The sequence below is a fragment of the Chitinophaga barathri genome (assembly GCF_003807585.1).
Classification (GTDB): domain Bacteria; phylum Bacteroidota; class Bacteroidia; order Chitinophagales; family Chitinophagaceae; genus Chitinophaga; species Chitinophaga barathri.
This window is the reverse complement of the sequence record NZ_RMBX01000008.1, coordinates 206,538-232,921: the sequence shown is the minus strand read 5'-3', so window position 1 is coordinate 232,921 and position 26,384 is coordinate 206,538. Positions and strand designations below refer to the sequence as shown.

Here is a 26,384-nt window from a genome sequence, read left to right as displayed (position 1 = left end):
TTATGGACAAGATGAATTGTTTAATCAACAAGGTGCTGGATTTCCAGCTAAGTACCGGCACATTCACCGGTCACTCCGGTTCTGTATCCGGATATGACCAGATGACGTTTATGCCGTATTTGATCATCCCTTTTCTTATGGTGCTGATAGCAGGTCTTTACCTGATAGACCAGTACCGCAGGAAAACATCAGTTTAACCGTTCGGAATTATGATCAGGAATTACATCAAAGTGGCGCTGCGCCACCTTATGCGCAACAAAGGGATCACTGCCATTAATATTGCAGGGCTTGCCATCGGTATGGCCTGTTGTATCCTGATCGTGCTTTTCGTCAAAGACGAATTAAGTTATAATAGTTTTCATACGAACGCACCATCCGTATACCGGCTCAATTGCATGATCAAGGAGAATAACGGATGGGAGGGGCAGATGAGCATTTCCCAGTTTGGCGCCGCACCCACTTTGAAGCGTGAGTTAAGCCGGGTAAAAGAAGCCCTGCGTTTTTACCAGGCGAATGAGGTGATCGTGTCTGTTAACAATGAAAAGTTCCGGCAGGAGAATACGGTATTTGCGGATGAAGGGTTTTTCCGTTTGTTCGACTTTCCGTTGCTGAGTGGTAATGCGGCGTCTGTGCTGAAAGAACCTTATACAGCCGTACTATCTGAGCGGACCGCAAAGAAATTTTTCGGAAACGAAAGCCCTATCGGTAAAATGATTCGTGTGCAGGATGATTATGACTGCATGGTGACCGGTGTTGCAAAGGATGTACCCGCCAATAGCGATCTTCAGTTTGACATGGTGTTTTCTTTCTCCACCTATATGCAGAACAATGCGAAGATCGGCCGTGATCCGGAGACCATCTGGTTCGGGTTCACTTCAAACCAGACCTTCGTGCAGCTGGCACCCGGTGTTACGCCTGCAGCTATGGACAAAGAACTGAAGGCGTTTGCGGATAAACACGTTGGCCCGCTGGCAAAAAATCTGGGAACTCAGTTCCAATACCGCCTGCAGCCGCTGGCGGACATCCATTTATACCCTGACGGAGACACGGGTACACATGAAAACCTTTCGCGTCTTTACATCTACGGGTGCATTGGTTTTTTCATCATCCTGATCGCCTGCATCAACTTTATGAACCTCGTGACTGCAAGGGCCAGCGAACGCGCCATGGAAGTGGGATTGCGTAAAGTGATGGGAGCGGAGCGCAAAGCGCTGATCATGCAGTTCCTGGTAGAATCCGTGATGGTATGTATCATGTCGTTTGTGCTGGCTATTCTGCTGGCTGCCATCCTGATGCCCGGGTTCAACTACGTGACCGATAAAACTATGGCGCTTTTCGGAACGGGTCAGATCCCGATGTTTACCACACTGTTACTGATAGCGGTGGCAGTAGGTTTGTTCGCCGGGAGTTATCCCGCATTATATCTTTCCAGCTTCCTGCCTGTAAGAATATTAAAAGGTGGCCTTAAGTCTTCCGGCCATCGTTCCCTTTTCCGAAAAACACTCGTGGTATCCCAGTTTACCATAGCTATTGCGCTGATCATCGCCACGGTGGTGATCTATTCCCAGTTGCGGTACATGCAGCAGAAAGACCTGGGTTATAACAAAAACGGCCTGCTGACGCTATACCTGAATAACAGTAAACAAGCGCCTTACAGGGAACCGTTTAAGAACGAATTATCAAGGCTGCCTTTCGTAAAACAGACGGCGTATACCAATATGCCGTTGGGCGGGCAAAGTGTGAGCAATAACCCCGTAGGCAGGGAAGGCACCCGCGAAGATGAAAGCGTGAGCTCCATCATCGTAAATGCGGATTTCAATTACTTTACCAATATCGGCGCGAAGTTCGTAGCTGGAAGGGATTTCTCCGAAAAGTACCCCTCCGACTCGCTGGACGCTTTTGTGATCAACAAAACCGCCGTGGCCAAACTCCAGCTGAAAGAACCGGTGATCGGCAGCAGGATAGAATGGCGCGGAGGCTCCAAGCCCCGTAAAGGCCAGGTGATAGGTGTAGTGGAAGACTTTAACATGCAAAACCTCCGTCTGCCCATCGAACCGATGGTGTCCATGATACGCAACGGCGCCGCGGGAATGCTCACGATCCGCCTGGAGCCCGGCGAAAGGCAGGCGCAACTGGCGCGGATAGAGCAGATATGGAAAAAGCTCATGCCCACTTTCCCGTTCAACTACCGTTTTGTGGAAGATGAACTGGGTAATGAATACCGCGCTGAACAGCGCTCCGGCAGCCTGTTTGGGGCTTATGCGGGGCTCGCTATCATCATCGCCTGCCTGGGCCTGTTTGGCCTGGCCATGCTGGTGGCAAGGCAGCGCACCAAAGAGATCGGCATCCGTAAAGTGCTGGGCGCATCAGTGGGCAGCATCACCGCCTTATTGTCCAAAGATTTCCTGCAGCTGGTAGCCATATCCATCCTGATCTCCTCGCCGCTGGCCTGGTTCGGAATGAACAAATGGCTGGCGGAATTCCCGTTCAGGGTGGATTTTCCATGGTGGTCCTTCGCCGCGGCAGGCCTGCTGGCGTTGCTGATTGCTTTCCTGACTATCAGTTTCCAGTCTGTAAAGGCTGCATTATTAAACCCCGTGCGCTCCCTGCGCTCGGAATAACGCTGACTGACTATGCTCCGTAATTACTTTAAAATAGCGCTGCGTAATTTGTGGAAACACAAAACCAATACGTTCATCAACCTGCTCGGGCTCACGGTGGCATTCACCATTTGCCTGCTGCTGTTGCTGAGCGTATATTTCGAGTTTTCGTTCGATAAGTTCCACCAGCAGCCGGAAGACCTTTACAGGACCTATTTTAAAGTACAGCAGCCCGAAAAGCCCATATTGCAGTCCTCCATGCCGGAGCCTATGCTGAAGGCGCTGAAGGAGCAGTTTCCCGCGGTGCAGTACGGCACACGTTACAACCGCAACGGCTGTGAGATCGTCTACAACGGCAAACATTTTTTCAATGAACTGGCTTTCGGAGATCCGGACTTTTTTACCATGTTCAATTTCCCGCTGGAGAAAGGAAATGCCCCGCAGGCGCTGGAAGGCCGTAACAATATTGTGCTCACTCGGGCCACTGCCAATGCTATTTTCGGGAACGAAAACCCGATCGGCAAGCAGCTGCAGGTGCAATCCGGCGGCCCCTGGAAGGCGTTTATCGTGAGCGCTGTGGCGGCGGAAATTCCCACGACTTCCAGTATCCGGTTCGATGCGGTGGTTCCGTTCGAACATGGGTTCACTTATCCCGCGACTGTTGGCAAATGGGACGCTACCAATCATGATATTATCCTGCGCCTGAAACACGGTACGGATGTGAAAGCCTTTGAAAAGGCTGTGCAGGGCTTAATAAACCTCCAATACAAAGACTACATCGGCGACCTGAAGAGGGATGGCGCTGTAGCTGCACCCAACGGGCAATACATGGAGCTGCTCATGCAACCTTACCTCAATATGCATACTGATAGCAGCATGCGCGGGGCAGGAGAAACCATCAGCCGGTCCTATCTCTACATGCTGCTGTCTGTAGCAGTGTTTGTGATGTTCATCGCCTGTATCAACTTTATCAATCTTTCCGTTGGCCGCTCCTTCACCCGAACCCGGGAAGTAGGATTGCGCAAGACGCTTGGCGCCCTGCCTTTCCAGGTAGGTTTACAGTTCTGGGGCGAGGCGGCTATTATCTGCGCGCTGGCGCTGCTGATCAGCATACCTGTTTTTTACGTCGTACTGCCTTATTACAAAGCCGTTTTCGGCAGCAGTCTTGAAACGGGGGTACTGAACCAGCCCGTCATAATAGCGAGCATCATCGGGAGCTTTTTGCTCGTAACACTTTTGGCGGGCGGTTATCCCGCGCTGGTAATGACCCGCATGGACGCCGTGAATATCCTTAAAGGAAAACTGAGACTGAAAACCTCCGGCGGACTGCGCAACGGCCTCATCATCGGGCAGTTCGCCATCGCCATCCTGCTGATAGGCTGCACACTGGTGGCTTGGAATCAGCTCAACTTTTTACGTGCCCGCCCGCTGGGCTACAACTCCAGCCAGGTGGTGAGCATCCCCGTTGGCCAGGAAGTGAATGGCCGCGAAGCCCTCGAGCTGCTGCGCCAGAAACTCAATGCGGAGCCTTCCGTGCTTAGCGTGACCGGTCTTTCGAAGAACATGGGCGTGGGCATAGACGGCGGCAGTTATACCTTCTCCCTGGGATTTGATTATAAAAACCGCAACATCAGCATGGAATGGCTGAATGTGGGGTATGACTTCACACAAACCATGGACCTTGCCATGGCAAGCGGCCGCGACTTCTCCCGCAACTTTTCCACGGACAGCAGCGGCATCGTGATCAATGAACAGATGGCCAGGAAGATGGGGGTGAAAGATCCTGTGGGAGAAATATTGCAGATCGAGGAGCTGAACCTGCCGATGAAAGTGATCGGCGTGGTGAAGGACTTCAACTTCCAGAGCCTGCACAGGCCGGTGGAGCCGATGGGCCTCGTGATGTATAAAGAGATGCCCATCAATTACCTGCTGGTAAAAGTGCGGCCGGACAACCTGCCTGTGATCATGGGCAAGCTGAAGACTCACTGGGCGCAGATCGCGCCGCGCTCCGAGTTCAGGGGCAGTTTCCTGGACGAAAACATTAACCGCCAGTATAACCGTGAAGAACGGTTCACACAGATATTCGTATATGCCGCAGTGGTAGCGATCGTGCTTTCCTGTCTCGGCCTTTTTGCCCTCGCCGTGCTCGCCATCATGCAAAGGACCCGTGAGATCGGGATACGCAAGGCTTTGGGCGCTTCCACCGTCAGCATTGTACAACTGATCACTAAAGATTTTGTAAAACTGATCGTGATCGCCATGATCATCGCCACGCCGCTGGCCTGGTATTTTATGAGTATCTGGCTGAAGGATTTTGCTTTCAGCGTTCAGATTCAATGGTGGTGGCTGCTGGCTGCCGGCCTGATAGCCCTCGCGGTAGCACTTTGTACGATCGGGTACCAGTCCCTGAAGGCCGCATTTGCCAACCCGGTTAAATCTCTTAAAACTGAATAGTATGCTGAGAAATTATATCAAGATAGCCTGGAGAAACCTTTGGAACAACAAAGCATTCGGCATCATCAATATAGCCGGTCTGACCATCGGCCTCACCTGCTGCATGTTCATTTTATTGTGGGTGGCCAATGAGTGGAACTTCAACCGGAACCACGATAAACTGGATAACATCTACCAGGTGTACGAGCAGCAGTATTATTCGCACGACGAGATACTGACGGTAACCGCTACCCCCGGCCCGCTTGCGGACCAGATGAAGGCGGAAACGCCCGGCATACTGAAAGCCGGCCATTTGTCCTGGAGCAGCGAAATGCTTTTTTCCGCCGGGAGCAAACACCTGAAATTTGAAGGCCAGTACGCGAACAACGATATCTTTTATGTTTTTTCTTTCCCCTTTATTGAAGGCGATCCCGCTACCGCGCTGAAACGCCCCAATGACATCGTGCTCACGGAGAAAGTGGCCAGGAGCCTGTTTGGGGACGCCAAAGCCGTTGGCCAGATCGTGCGGGTGGACAACAAACATGATTATATGGTTTGCGGTGTGATGAAAGACCTGCCGCTGAACTCGACTTTCACCTTCACCTGGCTGCTGCCAATGGACAGGCTGGCGGAAGAAAATCAATGGCTGAAAAACTCCTGGACGAGCAATGCTCCCCGTACCTACGTACTCCTCGATCCCAAAGCGGATTTCGAAAAAGTGAATGCCAGGGTGAAAGGCGTGATACAACGGAACGCGTCGGAATCCAAAACGGAGGTATTCCTCTACCCCTTCGAAGATATTTACCTGAAAGGCCAGTTCGACAAAGGCAAACTGACCGGTGGACGCATTGAATACGTAAGACTGTTCATCATTGTGGCGGTTTTTGTATTGCTGATCGCCTGTATCAATTTTATGAACCTTTCCACCGCGCGGGCCATCCAGCGCAGCAAGGAAGTGGGTGTACGCAAAAGCATCGGTGCCGGCCGGCCCGCGCTGATCTGGCAATTCCTCGGAGAGTCTTTCGCGCTGGTGTTCATCGCTTCAGTGCTGTCCGTACTGCTGGTATGGGTACTGCTGCCGTTTTTTGAAACAATGGTGAACGTAACGCTGACGGTGAAAATATTTACCTGGTACAACCTGCTGGGTCTCTTTTTCCTTGCGCTGTTCACCGGTTTTGTAGCAGGCAGTTACCCCGCGTTTTACCTCTCTTCCCTGGACCCTGTGGCCACGCTGAAGGGCGGTATGCTGCGGCTTCGTACCAGCGCTATCTGGCTGAGGAAAGGGCTGGTGGTATTCCAGTTCGTGATCTCCACGGTCCTGATCGTAGCCGCGTTCCTGATTTACCAGCAGATCCAGTTCATCAAAAACCGTAACCTTGGCCTGAACAAAGACCAGGTGGTATATATCCTGAATGAAGACAACATCCAGAAAAACGAAGACGCTTTCCGTAATGCACTGGCAGGGATGCCGGGTATTGTGGCCTCTTCCACATCGGACCAGCTGCCGATCAAGGTGGGCAGCAACTTCCAGGGCGTTTCCTGGCCAGGCAAAGGCGCGGACGAATCCGTGCTGATCGATTACCTCTGGGTGGGATACGATTTTGAAAAAACAATGCAGCTGGAAATGGTGGAAGGCCGGACATTCTCTCCCGCATATCCTACAGACCAGCGTGGCCTGGTGATCAACGAGACGGCGGCGAAACTGATGAAGCTGAAACGCCCCTACGTTGGCCAGCTGCTGACAGTAGAAGATGAACAGCGGCCCATACTGGGTGTTACCAAAGATTTTTCCAGCAATCACCTTTCCAGGAAAATAGCGCCCACCTTATTGCGTTACGCCAACGGCAGCAACCGCTACGTGCTCGTCCGCATCCAGCCGGGCAAGGTGGATGCCGCGCTGGCCAGCCTCGAAACCGTGTACAAAAAATTCAACCCGGAATATCCCTTCAGCGTAAAATACATGGATGACTCTTTTGCAAAAATGTATAGCAGCGAGCAGGTGATAGGCCGCCTTTCCGCCAGCTTCACGGTCCTGGCCATCCTGGTGGCCTGTCTTGGATTATTTGGCCTGGCTACTTTCACCGCGCAGCAACGCACGAAGGAGATTGGTATCCGTAAGGTGCTGGGCGCCACTATCGGCCAGATATTGGTGTTGCTCAGCAAAGAGTTCCTGCGCCTGGTGCTGATTGCAGTAGCTATCGCGATGCCATTGGCCGCTTATTTTATGCACGGCTGGCTGGAAAAATTCGCTTATCACGTGGAGATCGCCTGGTGGGTATTTGCCGTAACCGCGCTGCTGGCCATTGTGCTGGCGATGCTGACGGTGAGTTATCAATCTGTGAGAACGGCTCGTATGAACCCGATCAAATCACTCAGAACAGAATAACCTATGATCAGGAACTACATCAGGATTGCATTGCGCAACCTTTGGAAAAACAAGTTCATGTCAGTTGTGAACATCCTTGGCCTCAGCGTTGGCCTCAGCGCTGCGCTGGTGATATGGATGATCGTGCATTACGATCTTTCCTTTGATACCTTCCACAAAGACAGGGACCGTATGTACCGTGTAGTTTCGAAGCTGGACTTCAACAAGATGATCATCAAAACCTCCGGTGTGCCTATTCCAATGCTGCCCGAGCTCCGGGCCAACGTGCCGGGAGTGGAAAAAGCGGCGCTGATCTACCAGTATTCGCCTAATGTCAAAATAAAGGAACAGAAATTCGGTGTGCAGAAACGCATTGCGTTTGCCGAGCCGGAATATTTCAGCCTGATCGATTATAAATGGATATATGGTTCACCCGCTGTGCTGAAAAATCCATTGCAGACAGTACTCACAGAAGAGCGCGCGGCACAGTATTTCCCCGGGACCGCTTTGCAGGATGTGATCGGCAGGGAGGTAACCTACGATGATTCCATCAGGGTGGCTGTGAGCGGTATCGTTCAATCCCTGAAAGGAAATACTGACTTTACTTTCCAGGAATTTGTATCCATGCAGACGGTCCTCTCCGATCAGGGGCTTAAGAAAATGCGCGGCTGGGATGCATGGAACAATTTTAATTCCGGTATCAGCATGTTTGTGAAGCTGAGGCCTGGCGTTGAAAAGGAAAAGATCGAAGCGCGGATCATGGGTATCACCAAGGCTCATGATGATGAAGATTCCAAAAACCAATATACCCTGCAACCCTTGCGGGAGATACATTTTAATTCGGAGATCGGCGCCTTTGACCAGCGGCAGGCGAACCTGCCGGTATTATACAAACTCGGTGCGCTGGTGGTGTTCCTGCTGTTGCTGGGCTGTATCAATTTCGTGAACCTGCAAACCGCGCAGGCGGGTGAAAGGGCGAAAGAGATCGGGATACGTAAGTCGCTGGGCAGCTCCAAAGGAAGAGTGATACTGCAGTTCCTCGGTGAAAGTTTTGTGCTTACCGCATTTGCAGCTGCATTATCTGTATTGATGGTGCCGGGCATATTGTCCGCATTCAATAGTTTTATCCCGGATGGCGTGACCATGGCCATGTTCGCCGAATGGCAGATATTCCTGTTCATACCCATACTGGTGCTGCTGGTAGGACTGATGGCGGGTATTTATCCGTCCTTTGTACTGGCGCGTTTCCAGCCGGTGGCTGTGCTGAAGAACCAGGTACATGGCATCAAAGGCAAAGCACGCCTGCGCCAGGTGCTGACCATTTCGCAGTTCAGCATAGCGCTTGTACTAATTATGGCTACGGTTATTGTAGGCGAACAGACAAAATACGCCTATCGCAAAGACCTTGGTTTCGACAAAGAAGCCCGGTTTTTCCTGAAAGCTCCCGGCTCAAGAGCCACTACAGAAGCATTGAAAGCCAAACTGGACGCTTTCCCGGAAGTGGAAATGCTCAGTTATGGATATTCCGCTCCCTTGTCCCTGGGCACCAGCTCCACCACCATGTCCCTGGGGACCGGTGAAATGGCTGAAAAGGCAATGGTGGAAGCAAAATACATCGACGCCAATTATGTTCCTTTTTATAAGATCAAGCTGCTGGCAGGGCGCAACATCCTCCCGTCGGATACCGCCCGCGAAATGCTGATCAACGAAAGTTATGCCCGCGCGGCTGGCTTTGCAAAACCGGAAGACGCTATCGGGCAGCTACTCTCGTTTAATGACAAAAAAAAGCCGGTGGTGGGCGTCGTAGCGGACTTTCATACAAAAGGCATGCAGACGGAAATAATGCCGCTGGCCCTTACATCAGACTGGCTGGCTAAAACTTCTCTGCATGTTTCCCTGCACCGCGATGCGGACGTTCACCGCACAATGGACAAGATCAAAGCCGCCTGGAATGAAGTGTTCCCGAACGACGAATTCAAAGCTACATACGTGGATGATGCGCTTGAGATTTTTTACCAATCAGAAAAGAGGCTGAACCAGCTGCTGAGCTGGGCTACAGGTGTGGCGATCTTTATCAGCTGTCTTGGTTTGCTGGGTCTGGCTATTTATGCCACCCGCCAGCGTACCAAAGAGATCGGGATACGGAAGGTGCTGGGCGCCAGCGTGGGCAGCATTGTGATGCTCTTCAGCAAGGACGTGACAAAACTGATCTGTATCGCGGCATTCATTGCGACAGGCATTGCCTGGTACGCCATGGATTCCTGGCTGCAGAACTTTGCTTATCATATCAATATTCCCTGGTGGGTATTTCCTTTGGCGGCCGCGGCAGCACTGCTGCTCGGGCTGGTCACGGTAGCCTCACAGGCATTTAAAGCAGCCATGGTAAACCCGGTGCGCTCGCTGAAATCAGAATAAAAACATTACAGGTTATGTTCAGGAATTATCTCAAAATAGCGTGGAGGAACATCTGGAAAGCAAAACAGGTGTCTGCTGTGAATATCGTAGGCCTGGCGGTGGCTATTGCAGCCGCATTGCTGTTGTGCATTACCGTGTACAGGGAGTTTTCCTTCAATGATTTCCAGGAGAAAAAGGATTATCTCTACGAAGTGTACAAGGAGGATTTTCATGCGGATAAAACCGAATCGCAGTCCAACATGAGTTACCCGATGGGCCCTGCCCTGAAGGCGGAAATACCCGGCATTAAAGAAGTGGTGCGGTTTGCCAACGACGCTTCCGTGATGAACGTAGGCGAGATTTCCCAGAGCATCGGCCTGCGATTTGTAGACAGTTCTTTCCTGAATGTGTTCACATTTCCCGCCGTCAGCGGCAACAGCGCACTGGGGATGAATAATGTGCAGATCACAGAAAAAATGGCCGGTATCTTTTTTAAAGACCAGGACCCTGTGGGCAAAACAATCCGTCTCCGCGTGGGAAATGAATGGAAAAGTTATGTCGTGGGTGCAGTAATGAAAAACGTGCCGGATAATTCCAGCATCCGCTTCGATGCCCTGCTGCGGCTGGAAAATCATCCCAGCTTCCCGGAAGACCGGGAGAACTGGGGCAATTTCAGCCTGGAGATATTCGTTCAGCTCAATCCCGGTGTAAAACCGGAAGATATTGAGCGGAGGGGCAAAACCTTTCTCGAAAAACATTATACCGAAGATATTGAGCGGATGAAAAAGGCGGGTGCGCGGAAAGATAAATTCGGCGGCGTACAGCATATGGGGCTTACCCCGATAAGCGAGATACATTTCAGTAATAACAGCAATCTGCAGGATGCAAAAAAGCCCATACTGTATATGTTGTTGTTCATAGCGGCATTCCTGCTGTTCATCGCGAGTATCAACTTCCTGAACCTCACGCTGGCACGCGCTTTCACCCGCGCCAAGGAAGTGGGTATGCGCAAAATGCTGGGCGCGGCAAGGATACAACTGGTATTGCAGCTCTGTGGCGAAGCCCTGGTGCTTTTCCTGATATCGCTGGTGCTGGGCCTTGCTATCACATATTTTGTGCTGCCGTTTTACAACGCGATGTTTTTTGCAAAAGCGGTGTATGCCTTTGGCATATTGCTGCAGCCGAAATTCCTGGTGGGTATACTGGCCGCGCTGCTGATCATCAGCCCGCTGGCCGGCGGATATCCCGCATGGGTATTGTCCCGCACGCATACGCTGCTGGTGCTGAAAGGGAAGGTTTCTTCCGGAAGGACCAATTATTTCCGCAACACGCTGATCGTTACACAATTCGTTTTTTCCTCCCTGCTGATCTGCGGGACTATCATTGCCTGGCAGCAAATGAGCTACCTGCGCGACAAACCGCTGGGATTTAATACACATGAGGTGGTGAGCATTCCCGTGAGCAAAGACCTGGATGGTCACCTGCTGCTTGCGCGGCTGAGAACGGAACTTGCACAACAGCCGGACATTCTCGCCGTTTCCGCTTCCGGCCATAACCTCGGCCGGGGCAAAGACGGCAGTCAATCTACTTCCATTATCACCTTCGAACTGGAGGGGAAAGAAATAAGCTCGCACTGGCAGGCTGTGGACTACGACTACATCCGGACCATGGACCTGAAACTGCGCGGCGGCAAAGACTTTGACCCGAAGATGGGGCTTGATTCCTTCGGGCTGGTGATCAATGAAAAAATGGCAAAACAGCTTGTAGGCGCGAAAGACGCGGTGGGTTACCGTTTCAGGATGGATAACGAAGGGCCGGAATATCATATAAACGGTGTAGTGAAGGATTACAATTTTAAGTCCCTGCACGAGGAAATAGGACCGCTCACGATGTACCTGAACCAACAGGACGAGCCGCCGGCTTACATTTTTGTGAAAACAAAACCCGGCAACCTGCCCGCTTCCATGTCCCGCATCGAAGCGGCCTTTAAAAAAGCCGCTCCGGGCCAGACATATCTGGCATCATTTGTAAACGAAAACACGGAAAAACAATACAAGTTCGAATCCACGCTGATGAAGATCTTTATCTGCGGGGCGGTACTGACTATCATTATTTCCTGCATGGGCCTGTTTGCCATCGCGATGCTTACTATCGGGCACCGTACGAAGGAGATCGGCATCAGGAAAGTGCTGGGCGCCAGCGCCGCGGGCATAGCCGGGCTTATTGCCAGGGATTTCCTGAAACTGGTGGCGCTGGCCATCCTGATAGCCACACCGGTGGCCTGGTACGTGATGAGCGAATGGCTGAAAGGGTATGCTTACCGGATAAATATCAGCTGGTGGGTGTTTGTACTGGCAGGGCTGGTGGCGGTGTTTATAGCGGCGGCCACGGTGAGCTTCCAGAGCATAAGAGCCGCTCTGATGAACCCTGTGAAGTCGCTCCGTTCAGAATAATCAATAAATTTTTTTACATTAATATCATGATTCAACTGCGCAACATCTCAAAACATTACCCGGTCGGGTTTGGCAAACATGAAATATTAAAGGAAGTGAACCTGGTGATTCACGAGGGGGAGTTTGTGTCTATCATGGGCCCTTCCGGTTCGGGGAAGTCTACCCTGTTGCACATCCTTGGGTTGCTGGAAGAGCCTTCTGACGGGGAATACCTTTTCCAGGGGGAGCTGGTCCACAAAATGAACGATAAAAAACGGACCCAGCTGCACCGGGGCGCCATTGGCTTCGTATTCCAGGCGTATCACCTGATAGACGAGCTGACGGTGTATGAAAATATCGAAACACCTCTTCTGTATAAAAACATGCCTTCCTCGGAGCGTAAAAGCCGTGTTGCGGATATTCTTGACCGTTTTAACATGGTAGCCAAAAAGGACCTGTTCCCGAACCAGCTTTCCGGCGGCCAGCAGCAGCTGGTGGGCATAGCCCGGGCCATCGTGGCTGAGCCGACGGTGATATTTGCGGACGAGCCTACCGGCAACCTGCATTCCGACCAGGCCAAATCCATCATGGAACTGTTTGCAGAGCTGAATAAAAAAGACGGCATCACCATCGTCCAGGTAACCCATTCGGACCTTAACGCCGGTTACGGGAATAAGGTCATTGAAATTATGGACGGCCGGGTAAAGTAACCTCTTCATTATTTTCCGGAAGCTAAAAACTCATCATATGATGTTTTACCTTAAATTCGTGTGGCCCGGAGCCATACCTACTAGTAATTTGCCATCTATCAAGTACGGCCGCATGGTGTCAACTCAATTAATATATTTTTGTCAGGCTATGAAAATAAAGTCCCTTGCAATCGCATCGATACTGGCTTTTGTTTTGTTTGCCAACCCGGTAGCAGCCCAGGATAACTGGAGCTATCAGCGTGCGCTGGACTATGCGCTTTCCCACAACCTGACCCTCCAGCAGAGTGTGCTGCAGCGGCGTCTCCAGGAGCTTACCCTGAAGCAGAACCGGATGTCCCAGCTGCCTACCGTCAACGCAGGCGCGAACGCCGGTTACCGTTTCGGCCGCTCTATTGACCCTACTACCAACACCTTCGTGACCCAGACCCTCTTCAATGCGGGCCTGAATATGAGTTTCGACGCGGATCTTTTTGGCTGGTTCACCAAACAAAATACCATTGCCGCCTCAAAATACCAGGTGTATGCCGCCAATTACCAGCTTGAAAAAGCCCGTAATGACATGGGCGTGAACGTTGCCAATGCCTTCCTCCAGATATTACTGGCCAATGAACAGGTGAAAATCAGCAAATCGCAGGTGGACCTGAGTATCGCCCAGCTGGACAATACCAAAAAACTTGTGGCGGCGGGTTCCGTGCCGGAAAGCAACCAGGCGGACCTGGAAGCTCAGCTGGCGAGGGATAGTTCCACACTGGTGACCGCGGAAAACAACGCCGTGATCAGGGTGCTGACCATGAAAGCTTTACTGAACCTCGATTTTGCGGTTCCTTTTAATACCGAGCTGCCTAAAGAAATTGAGGCGGTGCCGCTGCTCAACCTCTCCGAAACCGCTCCTGAAATGGTGTTCAGCGCAGCGCTGGCCAACCAACCGCAGTATAAAGCGGACGAAGCGATGGTAAAAGCGGCGAACCGCAGCCTGGCAGCCGCAAAAGGGGCCTTGTACCCGAGCCTCAGCATTGGCGGCGGCGCGGGAACCAATTATGCCAATTCCAATTATCAGCAGTTCGGCCCGGCTATTCCTTATGTAGATACCACCGGTTTTGTGAACGTGAACGGTACGTTGTATCCTTCCCTGAAAGCTGGCGCCTTCAGGCAGAGCAGGCTGACGCCCTTCGGTGAACAGTTCAGCAATAACTTCGGTCAGAATGTCGGTATCACCCTCAGCATACCCATCCTGAACGCATGGCAGCTGCGCGGAAACGTGGAAAGAGCGAAGATCGACCAGCAGGATAAACTGCTCACGCTGGACATCAACCGCCAGAAACTCCGCCAGGACATCTACACCGCGCATGCGGATGCGGTAGGCGCCCTGCAGAAATACCAGGCGGCCATTACTACGGAACGAGCCTCCCAGAAAGCGTACGACTTTGCCACCAAACGTTTTAACGTGGGCCTGTTGAACACCGTGGAATATGTAACAACTCAGACGAACCTGTTCAGAGCGCAGATAGATAAAGTATCGGCCCTGTACGACTATATATTTAAAATCAAATTACTGGAATTCTATCGCGACCAGCGAATAACGCTATAGTATTCCGGGGCACAGAAATACAAAGCGTATATGAAGAAGAAAAAGAAACTGCTTTTCTGGATTATCGGCGGCATTGTCCTGTTGATAATCCTTGTTCTGTTTATAAAAGGTTCCGGCAAAGACGAGGGCATCAAAGTGGCCGTCGATAAAGTAGCCAAAAGGGACATCATCGAAGTGGTTTCTGCCAGCGGAAAGATCTTCCCGGAAATCGAGGTGAAGGTAAGCTCCGACATCTCCGGGGAAATTACCGACCTGATGGTGGAAGAAGGAGATTCCGTGGTAAAGGGACAGGTACTGGCCCGCATATACGCTGATATTTACGGCTCCGCAAGGGACCGTGCCGCCGCATCCGTAAGCCAGTCCCAGGCGGAACTGGCGAACAGCGACGCCGCCCTGAGCGCGTTCAAAGCCCGCCTGGACCAGTCCAAGGCAGCATTTGACCGTAACTCGGAGCTGCTCAAACAAAAAGTGATCTCCCGCTCCGAATTTGAAACGGCGGAAGCAACCTATAAAGCTGCCCTGGCGGACTTCAACGCCGCCACCCAGCGCATCAACAGCAGTAAATTTGCCGTTGCCAGCGCCCAGGCGAACCTCACGGAAGCCAACAAAAACCTTGGAAGGACCACCATCACGTCCCCGATGGGCGGAACCGTTTCCCTTCTTTCCGTAAAAAAAGGCGAACGCGTGGTAGGTACAGCGCAGATGACCGGTACGGAAATGCTCCGCATTGCCGATATGGCTACCATGGAAGTGCAGGTGGACGTGGGAGAAAACGACATTCCGAAAGTTAAGTTCGGCGATTCCGCCCTCATTGAGGTGGATGCTTATACCAACCGCAAATTCAAAGGCCTGGTAACCCAGATCGCCAGCTCCAGCAAGGGCGCGGCCACAGCCACAGCGTCCACTTCCTCCGCGGAGCAGGTAACCAACTACGTGGTACACATCCGCATCCTGCCTTCTTCCTACGCGGACCTCATGGATCCGAAATTCCCGCGCAGGTTCCCCTTCAGGCCCGGCATGAGTGCGAACGTGGACATACAGACGCGCACGGAAAAACAGGTGCTGTCCATCCCGATCAATGCCGTGACCACCCGCAACCCGGCGGATACGGCGAAAAAGGATGAAAAGAAGGGCCCGGCCCAGGCTGGTAATGCGGCACCCGCTGCCGAAGACACCAAGCGCGACTTTAAGGAAGTAGTGTTCCTGCTGCAAAAAGACAATACCGTAAAAATGGCTGAAGTGACCATAGGCATCCAGGACGATAACAACATCCAGGTCAAGTCCGGCATCACGGAAGGGCAGGAAGTGATCAGCGGCCCGTACACGGCCATTTCACGCCTGCTGGAGAATGGCAAAAAAGTAAAAGTAGTACCGAAATCACAACTCTTCGAAGAGACGAAATAGGCGTAAAAAATTCAGGAAGGGGCATACTTTACCGTATGCCCCTTTTTTATTGTCCCCCTGAATTTATTTACATTGCAGAAAAATCGGGAAACAGTTGAGCATGGGTAATCATATCGGAATAATCGGGAGCGGTAGTTGGGCTACAGCTATTGCCAAGATCCTGACGGACAACAATCAGAACATACATTGGTGGATACGCAGTGAAGAGACCATCCGCCATCTGCAATTACGCCATCATAACAAACATTATCTTACTTCAGTATATTTTGATACGCGGATGCTCCAGGTGAATAATGACCTGGCGGAAGTCGTAAGGTCCAGCGACACGCTGATCCTGGCCGTTCCCTCCGCTTTCCTGCGGCAGGTGCTGGAAACGCTCCCCGCGGACGCATTCAATGGTAAACAGGTGGTTTCCGCCATCAAAGGGCTGGTGCCTGGTACCAACCAGCTGATCAATGAATACCTGGCGGACCAGTTTGGCCTGCCTCCGGAAAGTTATTTTACCATCACCGGCCCCTGCCATGCGGAAGAAGTGGCGAATGAAAAGCTCTCCTATCTTACCTTTTCGGGCCTGGATGCAGAGCGTACGGAAGAACTGGCCGCGCGATTCAACAACAGTTACCTGCAAACCATCGTCAATAAAGACCTGTACGGTGTACAATTCGCCTCCGTGCTGAAAAACATCTACGCCATGGGCGCCGGTATTGCACACGGGCTTGAATACGGGGACAACTTCCTGAGCGTGTTCATCACCAACTGTTTCCGTGAAATGCAGGAATTCCTCGAAAAATACGAGCAGTTCCAGGCAGGGCACGGCAAAGAGGCCATGGTACACAATTACAACGCCAGCGCCTACCTAGGGGACCTGCTGGTAACCTGTTATTCCCTCCACAGCCGCAACCGTACTTTCGGGAACATGATCGGGAAAGGATACAGCGTAAAAGCCGCCCAGCTTGAGCTAAATATGATCGCCGAAGGTTATTACGCCAGCCGCTGCATCTTCGAGATCAACCAGGAGATAGGAGCCTACATGCCTATTGCGCAAAAGGTCTACAGTATTCTCTGGGAACACCTGCATACAGAAGAAGCTTTCCTGGAAATAGAGAAGGGGCTTGTTTAGAAAAACATCGCGGCTGCGATGCCGTCCGCAAAAAACTTGCCTTCGCGGGTGAGCCTGAGCATGGATGTTTCCTGCTGCATCCAGCCCTTTTCGATAAACTCCGCGCCTGCTGAAAGCAGCTGCAGGCTTTTGTCCTGGCCGAACCGGGCGGACACTCTTTCGAGATCGCACCCAGCCTGGGTGCGCAGCGAGATCATGATATATTCGTTCAGCGCCATCTGCGGGCTCAGCACTTCCTTCTCAAAAGGTAACGCGCCCTTACGGATGCTTTGCATGTACAAAGAATTATTGGCCACGTTCCATTGCCGGCTCTGCCCGTTGAACGAGTGGGCGCTCGGCCCCAGCCCCAGGTAAGGTTTCCCCTGCCAGTAACTGCTGTTGTGACGCGAATACATGCCCGGTTTCGCGAAATTGGATATCTCGTAATGTTCGTATCCCGCTTTTTCCAGCGCCTGCATGAGCATCCCGAAATGATGCGCCGCGCGGTCCGGGTCGATGGGCGGGATCTTGTGATGCTGGATGAAGTTGTCCAGCGCGGTGCCTGGCTCCACGGTAAGGGCATAACAGGAAAGATGCGGAATGCCGAGGCTGATGGCCCGGGCGATATTTTCCTCCCAATGCGCATCAGTGAGGGTGGGGCCACCGTAGATAAGGTCTATACTGATATTATCGAAACCCTTTTCCCGTGCGGTTTCCAGGCATTGAACGGATTGGGCGGCGTTGTGGGCGCGGTTCATCCAGCGCAGGTCTTCTTCAAAGAACGACTGTACGCCTATGCTCAGCCGGTTCACGCCGGCGTCACGCAGGGCCTGGAGATTTTCAGCGGAAAGATCGTCAGGATTGGCTTCCAGGGTGATTTCCGCGTCTTCGGTCACGGTGAAGTATTTCCGGAGGGTATCCAGCAGCGACCGGATGGCCGCGCCTGACAGCAGGCTGGGAGTGCCTCCGCCGAAATAGACGGTCTGCACGGCCTGGCCTTCGAGGTATGCCTGCTGAAGGGCTGCCTCCACATGAATGCATTCCGTAACCTCATCCCGGTACTGGAGCGAGGTGGAGAAATGAAAGTTGCAGTAATGACAAGCCTTTTTACAGAAGGGAATATGAATATAGATACCGGCCATGAGTTGTTTTAAGAAAGAATTCGCGGGATTATTTGCAAACCTCGAAAATACATGTGAGTTTTGTTGATATTTTTGGAACAAGAATAGTTAATTGCATTATCATAAATCTTACAGACCGTTGCGAACCTGGATGTTGTACATGTTGCTGATGATCTGCTCACTGAGCCTCCGGGCGCAGTCGGACAGTGCTGTTAAAAAACCGGCGCGCCCCAAACCCGCCGCTGCGGCTGTACGCAAAGTTAAGATAGATTCCGCGGTTACGGCGCCTTTGCCCGTAAAGGACTCCATTGCGCTGCGGGATTCCCTGGCAGCGGCCGCTGCGCCCAAAGTACATGCATACGATACGGTTATGCAGGCTTTGGAGAAAAAACACATGTATCTCAACCGCGAAGGCAAACCGCTGCAATACGACATCAATCCCGCCCGGAAAGACAGTTCGCAGGACTGGCTGGTGTATGTAGTGGCGGGTGTGATCCTGCTGCTGGGCATCATCCGGACCGCTTACCTGAAATATTTTTCCGACCTGTTCAGGGCCTTTTTTAACCCTACACTTAGCCAGCGGCAGCTGAAAGACCAGCTTTCACAGTCACCGTTCCCGAACTTCCTGCTGAACGCATTTTTTGTGATCAGCCTGGGGCTGTACCTATACCTGCTTATGTACCGGCTGGATTACCCGGCGGACGCCATCGCATGGATGCTGATACCCGGCCTGATGCTGCTGGTAGGCGTGATCTACACGGTAAAATACATTGTGCTGCGGTTTTGCGGGTGGCTTTTCGGGAACGAGGAGCTGATAGATGCGTATGTGTTTATTCTCTACCTGATCAATAAAGTGCTGGGGATACTTTTAGCGCCGTTCCTGGTGATATTGGCCTTCTGTAAGCCTGAAATTGCGGCAACATGCCTCTATATTTCATTATTTTTTATTGTATTACTGGTTGTGTACAGGTACGTAAGGTCTTATTCCCTGGTCCGCCAATATCTCTCTTTCAGCAAATTGCATTTTTTTCTTTACCTTTGCGCATTCGAAGTAGTGCCGGTTTTAATAATTACAAAGGTACTTTTACTTTGGTTAACTGGTAATCCGTAAGATTACTGCTATTGTTAACACAAGAGCAAATTACGTATGATAAAAGGCGGGCCAAAAAAAGATTTGCAGGAGAAACAACTAACGATCCTAATTTCCCAACCTAAGCCAGAGACAGAGAAATCACCTTATTTCGACTTAGCAAAGAAATTCAACGTTCGCTTGGATTTTCATCCTTTCATCCGCGTGGAAGGAGTGCCGGGTAAAGATTTCCGTAAGCAGAAAGTGGACATCATCACTTATACTGCTGTTATCTTCACCAGTCGGAATTCGGTAGACCACTTCTTCCGCGTTTGCGAGGAGCTGAAAGTAAAAGTCTCACAGGATTGTAAGTACTTCTGTATAACAGAAGCCGTGGCGTTGTACCTGCAAAAGTTCATCCTCTACCGCAAACGCAAGGTTTTTTACGGAGCGGACGGCTCTACCAAAAGCCTGCTGGAAGTGATGAACAAACACCGGGAAAATGAAAAATTCCTTTTCCCGAGCTCAGACAGTCAGAAAAAAGACATCGAGGAATGGTTAAAAGCCAACAAGTGCGAATATGCCACAGCCTCCCTGTACAAGACTGTTTCGACTGATGTGAAAGATGTATTAGCGAAGACGGAATATGACATGATCGTATTCTTTAGTCCTTCCGGTGTAAAATCTCTCTTTGAGAATATGCCGAAATTCAAACAGAACGGCACACACATCGGTGCATTCGGACCAACCACTTCCGCTGCCGTGGAAGAAGCAGGTCTGCGCCTGGATGTGAAAGCCCCCGCCCCGCAGGCGCCATCTATGGTTGCCGCACTGGAACAATTCCTCCAGGGATTGGGGAAAAAGTAAAACAGTAACGAAAAATTTATAGAAAAGGGAGCATCCGCAGGATGTTCCCTTTTTGTTTTAACCTACTTTCGTATTGATTACGATACCCTTAACTGATCATTACATGGCAAACCGTTTAGCAAAGGAAACCAGCCCCTACCTGCTCCAGCATGCCCATAATCCTGTGGACTGGTACCCCTGGGGAGAAGAGGCGTTCCGGAAGGCCGAAGAAGAAAACAAACCTATCCTGGTGAGCATTGGCTATGCGGCCTGCCACTGGTGCCACGTGATGGAGCGGGAAAGTTTCGAGAACGAAACCACTGCGCAGCTCATGAACGAGCACTTTGTGAATATCAAGATAGACCGGGAAGAACGCCCGGACATAGATCATATCTACATGGATGCATTGCAGGCAATCGCCGGTAACGGCGGATGGCCGCTGAATATGTTCCTCCTGCCGGACAGGCAGCCGTTTTACGGCGGCACCTATTTCCCGCCGAAACAGGCCTACAACCGTCCCTCCTGGACAGAAGTGCTGCTGGCCGTCTCCGATGCGTTTAAAACGAAGCGGAAAGACCTGGAGGAGCAGGCTGCGAACCTCACACAACACCTTAATCAAAGCAACCAGTTTGGCGTTAATACCGTGGACCTCGGGCTTCCCAAAGAGGAGCTTTTCACGCAGGCGCAGGCGGATGCCATGGTGCTGGCCCTGCTGGGGCAGGCGGACAAAGAGTGGGGTGGCTTTGGCCATGCACCGAAATTTCCAGGGTGTTTCTCCATCCAGTACCTGCTGCGCCATTACCGCACCAATAAAGACGAAGCGGCGCTCAGGCAGGCGCTTCTTTCACTGGACAAGATGATCGACGGTGGCATTTACGACCAGCTCGGCGGCGGTTTTTCGCGGTATTCAACCGATGAAAAATGGCTGGCCCCGCATTTCGAAAAGATGCTGTACGACAATGCCCTGCTGGTGGACACGCTTTGCGAGGCTTACCAGCTCACCGGCAATAAACGTTACGCACAGACCGTCCGGCATACGCTGGCATTTATACAAAGAGAAATGACCTCTCCCGAAGGAGGCTTCTATTCCGCGCTGGACGCGGATTCGGAGGGAGTGGAGGGTAAATTTTACGTATGGGGCGAAGAAGAGGTGGACCAGCTGCTGGGCCCCGATGCGCCTGCGTTTAAAGCATATTACGATATCAGCCGGCATGGCAACTGGGAGGATGTGAATATTCTCTGGGCGCCCCGGCCGCTGGAAACGGTGGCGGAGGAGCAGGGGATGACGGCCGCGGCGCTGGAGGCATTGCTGGAAAGAAGCAAACCTGTGCTCATGGCAGCCCGCGACAAACGCATCCGCCCCGGCCTGGACGACAAGATATTGCTGGGCTGGAACGCGCTGATGATCCACGCCTGCTGCAAGGCAGCGGCGGCTTTGGGAGACGGTGCTTATCTGGCCATGGCGGAAGCCGCGATGGGCTGCATTCTGAAAAATATGCGCAAGCCCGGGGCATCCCCGGCGTACTGGCATACGTATAAGGAAGGTAGCGCGCGTTATCCCGCTTTTCTTGACGATTATGCCAACCTCATCCGCGCCCTGATAACTTTACAGGAAACATCCGGCAACCTGGAGTGGGTTCGTACGGCAGGGGAACTGGTTACTTTTGTGTTAGAACAATTCAGCGACGAAAACCTGCGTTATTTCTATTACACCGCATCCGGGCAGGCCGATGTGATCGTACGTAAGAAGGAGATATATGACGGGGCGGTGCCCAGCGGCAATGCGGTGATGGCTCATAACCTTTGGCACCTTTCCATTGTTTTTGATAAGAGCGAATGGGCGGAAAGGGCCCTGGGCATGACGGCCGGGCTGTCTCAGACGTTGATCCGGTACCCGACGTCCTTCGGGGTATGGGCAGCGATGATCATGCGGCTGGTGCAGGGCACGCCGGAGCTGGCGGTGGCCGGGCCGGCATACAAAGAGCGGATCCGGGAGCTGAATGAACTGTATATTCCTTATAAAGTGTTGCTGGGGGCTGATGCAGAGGCTGGGGATATGCCGCTTTTGCAGCAGCGGATGCAGCAGGGGAGGACCCTGATATACCTCTGCCGGGATTACCAATGTGTTAAGCCTGTCGAATATATATCAGAAATAACTAATTTAATATGAAATTTGTTGTAATTTGCAATCCCTTTGATAAATTAGCGCTTGAGAGGAAAAAATAACCGCAATAATATCAAAATAAATATTATATTTATATTAGATGCGTATATGATCCTGACAGGCAAGCGTTTGCAGATGACCCCAAATGGGAGTGCGCCATGGTCAATTTGTGTGAGGTAGGGCAGTTTGCATAATAAAATGTTAAAAGGTGCGTTTAAATATGTTACGTAGCCCTGATATGTGGAATTGAAAAAGTTGGGTGAAAACTAACTACGGATTAAAATTATTTATTACATTTGCTATCTTTCTGATAAACAACCAGGTGAAAAGTGTGACTAAAAATGATATCAAGCGCGTGCAGACACATCTGGCCGGTTCAGGAAAAATCATCGTATTCTAATGAAAGTCACCCTTATGAAGCTTAATTATTGTAGTGGGCTGTTGGTCATACTGCTGCCGGTTCTCCTGGCCAGCTGCGGTGGTGGTAAAACCCCCAAAAACGCACAAGGTCAGCTGATAGGTGTAAGTCCCCGGCCGAAGTACACTCCCCCCGTACCTTACGGAATGGTATATGTGCCTTCCGGAACTTTTCACATGGGTCCCAGCGATGAAGATGTGAACTACGCCTATACGGCGCGGAACAAAGCCATCTCCATTTCCGGGTTTTACATGGACGCCACGGAGATCACCAACAATGAATACCGCCAGTTCGTGAACTGGGTGACGGATTCCATTGCGCACATCCTCCTCGGTCATGTGAAAAACGATAATGGGCAGGACTATGTGGACTGGAAACAGAAGATCAACTGGAAGGACAAAGCCACCTACGAAAAAGTGGACGCAATGATCTACGCGGCAGACGACCGTCTGTACGGCCGCAAGGACATTGACGTGCGCAAGCTCCTTTATCACCAGGAAACCTTCAACTGGGAAAAAGCGAAGCTGCGGGAGAATAAAGACAAGCCGCGCAACACCTTCATCGAGAAGAAAGATGTGGCTATCTATCCTGATACCCTCTGCTGGATCAGGGATTTCTCCTACGCTTACAACGAGCCCATGACGCGTATGTACTTCTGGCACCCCGCCTTCGACAATTACCCGGTGGTGGGCGTAACCTGGCACCAGGCCAGCACTTTCTGCGAATGGCGCAGTAAGTTCTGGGAAGACTACCGTACCTCCAAGAAACAATTCACTGAAGATAAATTCCAGCTCCCTTCCGAAGCGCAGTGGGAATATGCAGCCCGCGGCGGCCGTGAACAGGCTCCTTACCCCTGGGGCGGTTATTATATCCGCAACAAAAAAGGCTGTCTGCTCGCGAACTTCAAACCGGGCCGCGGTAACTATCCTGAAGACGGCGGTTTTTACACCGTACGCGCGGATGCTTACTGGCCTAACGACTATGGCCTGTACAACATGGCAGGTAACGTAGCGGAATGGACACAGGACATTTTCTACCAGAATGCTTACTCTTTCACTTCAGACATGAACCCTTATCTGAGAATGGATATTCCGGATAACGCGGCGCCGAAGATGAAACGTAAAACCGTAAGAGGCGGCAGCTGGAAAGATATCGGACACTTCCTCCAGAATGGCACACGTTCTTATGAGTACCAAGACAGTGCAAAATCCTACATCGGCTTCCGCTGTACGATCGCCTTCCTGAGCAGGTCTAAAAACGATTTCAACCGTAAGTAGGATACATTAGCTGACAACCATCCTTGATAAAACCGTAAAATCGAAAGACATGGCAAACCTGAAACGAGCTTTTTTCCTTTTAATCACCCATAAACTTAAATTTTAACCTATGGCTATGAATCCTAACACAGCGAAATGGCTAAACTTCTTTGTATGCGTAGGTGCATCAGTAGTGATCATCGGAGCATTATTTAAACTCCAGCACTGGCCTGGCGCAGACGTAGCGCTGATCCTCGGTCTGAGCGTGGAAGCACTCATCTTTTTTGTGTACGCCTTTGTACCGGACACCAGCCATGCACCTGCACCCGCAGCTGTAGCCGGAGGTAGCCCCGCACTGGCGAACATGGACAAAATGCTCCAGGAAGCGGACATCACGCCCGCAAACCTGAGCCGCCTGAGCGAAAACTTCACCAAGCTCGGCTCCACCGTTGACAAAATGCGCGATATCAGCGACGTGGTTGCTGCTACCGGCGATTACACGCAGAAAACACGCGAAGCAGCTTCCGCTATCGGTAATGTAACACAAGCTTACACGAACGCAGCAGCAGCGGTTTCCACTTTCAATAACGCATCCGAATCTACCCGTAATTTCCATGAGCAGGTACAGTCCATGACCAAAAATCTGGCTTCCCTCAATGCCATCTATGAACTGGAATTACAGGATACCAATAACCACCTCAAAGCCATGAACAGCTTCTACAGCAACCTGCTGAGCGCTTCCCAGGCTATGAGCGGCTCCGTTGACGACGCTAAGAAAACACAAGAGCAGATCACCCTGCTGGCGCGCAACCTCGGTAACCTGAATACTGTTTATGGCAATATGCTCACGGCAATGCAAGGCAGATAAGGTAACGCAATAGTGACTAAACAAGACACAATCATCTAAAACTTGTAATTAACTATGGCATTACCAAAAGACCCCAGGCAGAAGATGATCAACTTCATGTACCTGGTGCTCACAGCCATGCTGGCTTTGAACGTATCCGCCGAAATTCTGAATGCATTTGACATCGTAAATAATTCAATTACTACATCCAACACCTCGATCGATAGCAAAAACAAGGTAACGTATAATCAGTTCGATGAACTGGTGAAAACGGATGCCGCGAAAGTTGGTCCCTTTAAAGCCAAAGCAGAAGAAGTGAAAAAACTCTCTGCTGATGCCCATACCTATATAGAAAATCTTAAAAAAGAAATCATTACTGCAAGCGATGGCCTGAATGAAAAAGGTGAGATGAAAGGAAAGGATAACCTTGATGCTGCAACGCGCATCATGGAGAACCAGAAGAAAGGCCCCGCATTACAGCAACAGCTTCAGGGACTGAGAACAAAAATGCTTGCGCTTATCGATCCGAAAGACCGCAAGGCTTTCGAGCAGAACCTTCCGCTGAAAGTGGATGATCCGGAACAGAAAGGCCCGGTGAAAAAAAGCTGGACTACCTACCACTTCAACATGGTACCGTCTATCGCCGCCATCACCCTGCTGAGCAAGTTCCAGAACGACGTTAAAAACTCAGAGGCGATGATCATTGACAAACTGCTGTCCGAAGTGTCTGAAAAAGACTTCAAATTCGACCAGCTGGATGCATTCGTATCACTGAACTCTAAAAACTTCACCGCTGGCCAGACACTTGAAGCCACTGTGGTAATGGGCGCTTACAGCTCCACTGTAAATCCCACCATCGTGATCAACGGCCAGCCCGTGACCGCTCAGGCAGGTAAAGGCGTATATACCACACAGGTAGGCGCTATCGGCGAACACTCCATTTCAGGTACTGTTCAGCTCACCAAACCTAACGGCGAAGTAATCACAAGACCGTTTACCGAAACGTATAAAGTAGGTGCTTCCGCAACCTCCATTTCCGCGGACAAGATGAACGTAATTTATGCAGCGCTGCAAAACCCGGTGTCTATCACTGCCGCCGGTGTGCCTGCTGAAAAGATCGTTGCATCCGTTAGCGGCGGTGGCGCTCAGATCACTAAAAGAGGTCCGGGCGAGTTCGTAGTAACCGCATCTCAACCAGGTACCAAAGCCGTGATCACCGTTTCCGCGGAGATCGACGGTAAAATGAAAACGCTGGATTCCAAAGAATTCCGTGTGAAAATGGTACCGGATCCTACGATGAAGGTAGGTGTAAGCAAAGGACCGCTGATGAAGGTTGCTGACTTTAAAGCACAGCAGGGTCTTCGCGCAGACCTGGAAGATTTCGTATTCGACGGTGTACGTTATGCTGTAGTAGGCTACCGTATGTCCATCGACTCAAGAAGCCGCGAATATGCTGAGGGAGAAGCCACTTCCGAATACTGGCCTAAAAACGCCGAGATCGTGAATTCCCTCCGTCAGTTGAAAGCCGGTGACATGGTGTACTTCGAGAACATCCGCGTAAAAGGCCCGGATAACAAGGTACGTTCCATGCAGAACATCAATTTCAAGATCAATTAACGTAACAAATTAATTACTGGG

Annotated in this window: 17 protein-coding genes; 16 read left to right on the top strand and 1 reads right to left on the bottom strand. The window is 51.3% G+C overall.

Features of this window, described 5'->3' with window-relative positions:
- Positions 1 to 2: 2 nt before the first annotated feature.
- The 10 genes from EG028_RS16090 to EG028_RS16045 all read left to right on the top strand — a co-directional run bounded on the left by EG028_RS16090 (position 3) and on the right by EG028_RS16045 (position 17,046).
- The gene (locus EG028_RS16090) at positions 3 to 197 is read left to right on the top strand and encodes a hypothetical protein (protein ID WP_120517575.1); all 195 of its coding nucleotides are present in this window, start codon (positions 3 to 5) and stop codon (positions 195 to 197) included.
- A gap of 12 nt (positions 198 to 209) precedes the next feature.
- Entirely contained in the window at positions 210 to 2,621 is a 2,412-nt protein-coding gene (locus tag EG028_RS16085) for an ABC transporter permease (RefSeq protein WP_120517574.1), read from the top strand.
- 12 nt (positions 2,622 to 2,633) lie between these two features.
- The gene (locus EG028_RS16080; protein WP_120517573.1) at positions 2,634 to 5,054 is read left to right on the top strand and encodes an ABC transporter permease; all 2,421 of its coding nucleotides are present in this window, start codon (positions 2,634 to 2,636) and stop codon (positions 5,052 to 5,054) included.
- A 1-nt stretch (position 5,055) separates the two neighbouring features.
- Positions 5,056 to 7,419, top strand: a complete 2,364-nt coding sequence (locus tag EG028_RS16075) for an ABC transporter permease (protein ID WP_120517572.1) — start codon at positions 5,056 to 5,058, stop codon at positions 7,417 to 7,419.
- A 3-nt stretch (positions 7,420 to 7,422) separates the two neighbouring features.
- Complete coding sequence (locus EG028_RS16070; RefSeq protein ID WP_120517571.1) at positions 7,423 to 9,813, top strand: ABC transporter permease; 2,391 nt, start codon at positions 7,423 to 7,425, stop codon at positions 9,811 to 9,813.
- Between the two features lie 14 nt (positions 9,814 to 9,827).
- Positions 9,828 to 12,245: an ABC transporter permease gene (locus EG028_RS16065; RefSeq protein ID WP_120517570.1), complete on the top strand. Its 2,418-nt coding sequence runs from the start codon at positions 9,828 to 9,830 to the stop codon at positions 12,243 to 12,245.
- A 26-nt stretch (positions 12,246 to 12,271) separates the two neighbouring features.
- Positions 12,272 to 12,934, top strand: a complete 663-nt coding sequence (locus EG028_RS16060) for an ABC transporter ATP-binding protein (protein WP_120517569.1) — start codon at positions 12,272 to 12,274, stop codon at positions 12,932 to 12,934.
- A gap of 148 nt (positions 12,935 to 13,082) precedes the next feature.
- A complete protein-coding gene (locus EG028_RS16055; protein WP_162946546.1) occupies positions 13,083 to 14,522 on the top strand; it encodes a TolC family protein in 1,440 nt (479 codons plus the stop codon).
- Positions 14,523 to 14,552: 30 nt separating this feature from the next.
- A complete protein-coding gene (locus EG028_RS16050) occupies positions 14,553 to 15,926 on the top strand; it encodes an efflux RND transporter periplasmic adaptor subunit (RefSeq protein ID WP_120517567.1) in 1,374 nt (457 codons plus the stop codon).
- A gap of 100 nt (positions 15,927 to 16,026) precedes the next feature.
- A complete protein-coding gene (locus tag EG028_RS16045) occupies positions 16,027 to 17,046 on the top strand; it encodes an NAD(P)H-dependent glycerol-3-phosphate dehydrogenase (protein WP_120517566.1) in 1,020 nt (339 codons plus the stop codon).
- Here EG028_RS16045 and hemW read toward each other — a convergent pair.
- Entirely contained in the window at positions 17,043 to 18,167 is a 1,125-nt protein-coding gene (hemW, locus tag EG028_RS16040) for a radical SAM family heme chaperone HemW (protein ID WP_120517701.1), read from the bottom strand. The genes EG028_RS16045 and hemW overlap by 4 nt on opposite strands.
- Before the next feature lie 118 nt (positions 18,168 to 18,285).
- On the opposite strand from hemW, the gene EG028_RS16035 reads away from it, so the two are divergent.
- The 6 genes from EG028_RS16035 to porM all read left to right on the top strand — a co-directional run bounded on the left by EG028_RS16035 (position 18,286) and on the right by porM (position 26,363).
- A complete protein-coding gene (locus tag EG028_RS16035) occupies positions 18,286 to 19,257 on the top strand; it encodes a DUF4271 domain-containing protein (protein ID WP_123864689.1) in 972 nt (323 codons plus the stop codon).
- A gap of 159 nt (positions 19,258 to 19,416) precedes the next feature.
- Positions 19,417 to 20,082 carry a uroporphyrinogen-III synthase gene (locus EG028_RS16030; protein WP_241559153.1) on the top strand — a complete coding sequence of 222 codons (666 nt, stop codon included), beginning with the start codon at positions 19,417 to 19,419 and terminating at the stop codon, positions 20,080 to 20,082.
- Between the two features lie 103 nt (positions 20,083 to 20,185).
- Positions 20,186 to 22,231: a thioredoxin domain-containing protein gene (locus EG028_RS16025; RefSeq protein ID WP_120517563.1), complete on the top strand. Its 2,046-nt coding sequence runs from the start codon at positions 20,186 to 20,188 to the stop codon at positions 22,229 to 22,231.
- A 408-nt stretch (positions 22,232 to 22,639) separates the two neighbouring features.
- Positions 22,640 to 23,920 (top strand): T9SS ring complex lipoprotein PorK/GldK, encoded by a 1,281-nt coding sequence (porK, locus tag EG028_RS16020; protein ID WP_120517700.1) that lies wholly within the window; start codon positions 22,640 to 22,642, stop codon positions 23,918 to 23,920.
- A 115-nt stretch (positions 23,921 to 24,035) separates the two neighbouring features.
- Positions 24,036 to 24,767: a type IX secretion system motor protein PorL/GldL gene (gene porL, locus EG028_RS16015; RefSeq protein WP_241559152.1), complete on the top strand. Its 732-nt coding sequence runs from the start codon at positions 24,036 to 24,038 to the stop codon at positions 24,765 to 24,767.
- A gap of 54 nt (positions 24,768 to 24,821) precedes the next feature.
- The gene (gene porM, locus EG028_RS16010; RefSeq protein ID WP_120517561.1) at positions 24,822 to 26,363 is read left to right on the top strand and encodes a type IX secretion system motor protein PorM/GldM; all 1,542 of its coding nucleotides are present in this window, start codon (positions 24,822 to 24,824) and stop codon (positions 26,361 to 26,363) included.
- The last annotated feature ends 21 nt before the right edge of the window (positions 26,364 to 26,384 follow it).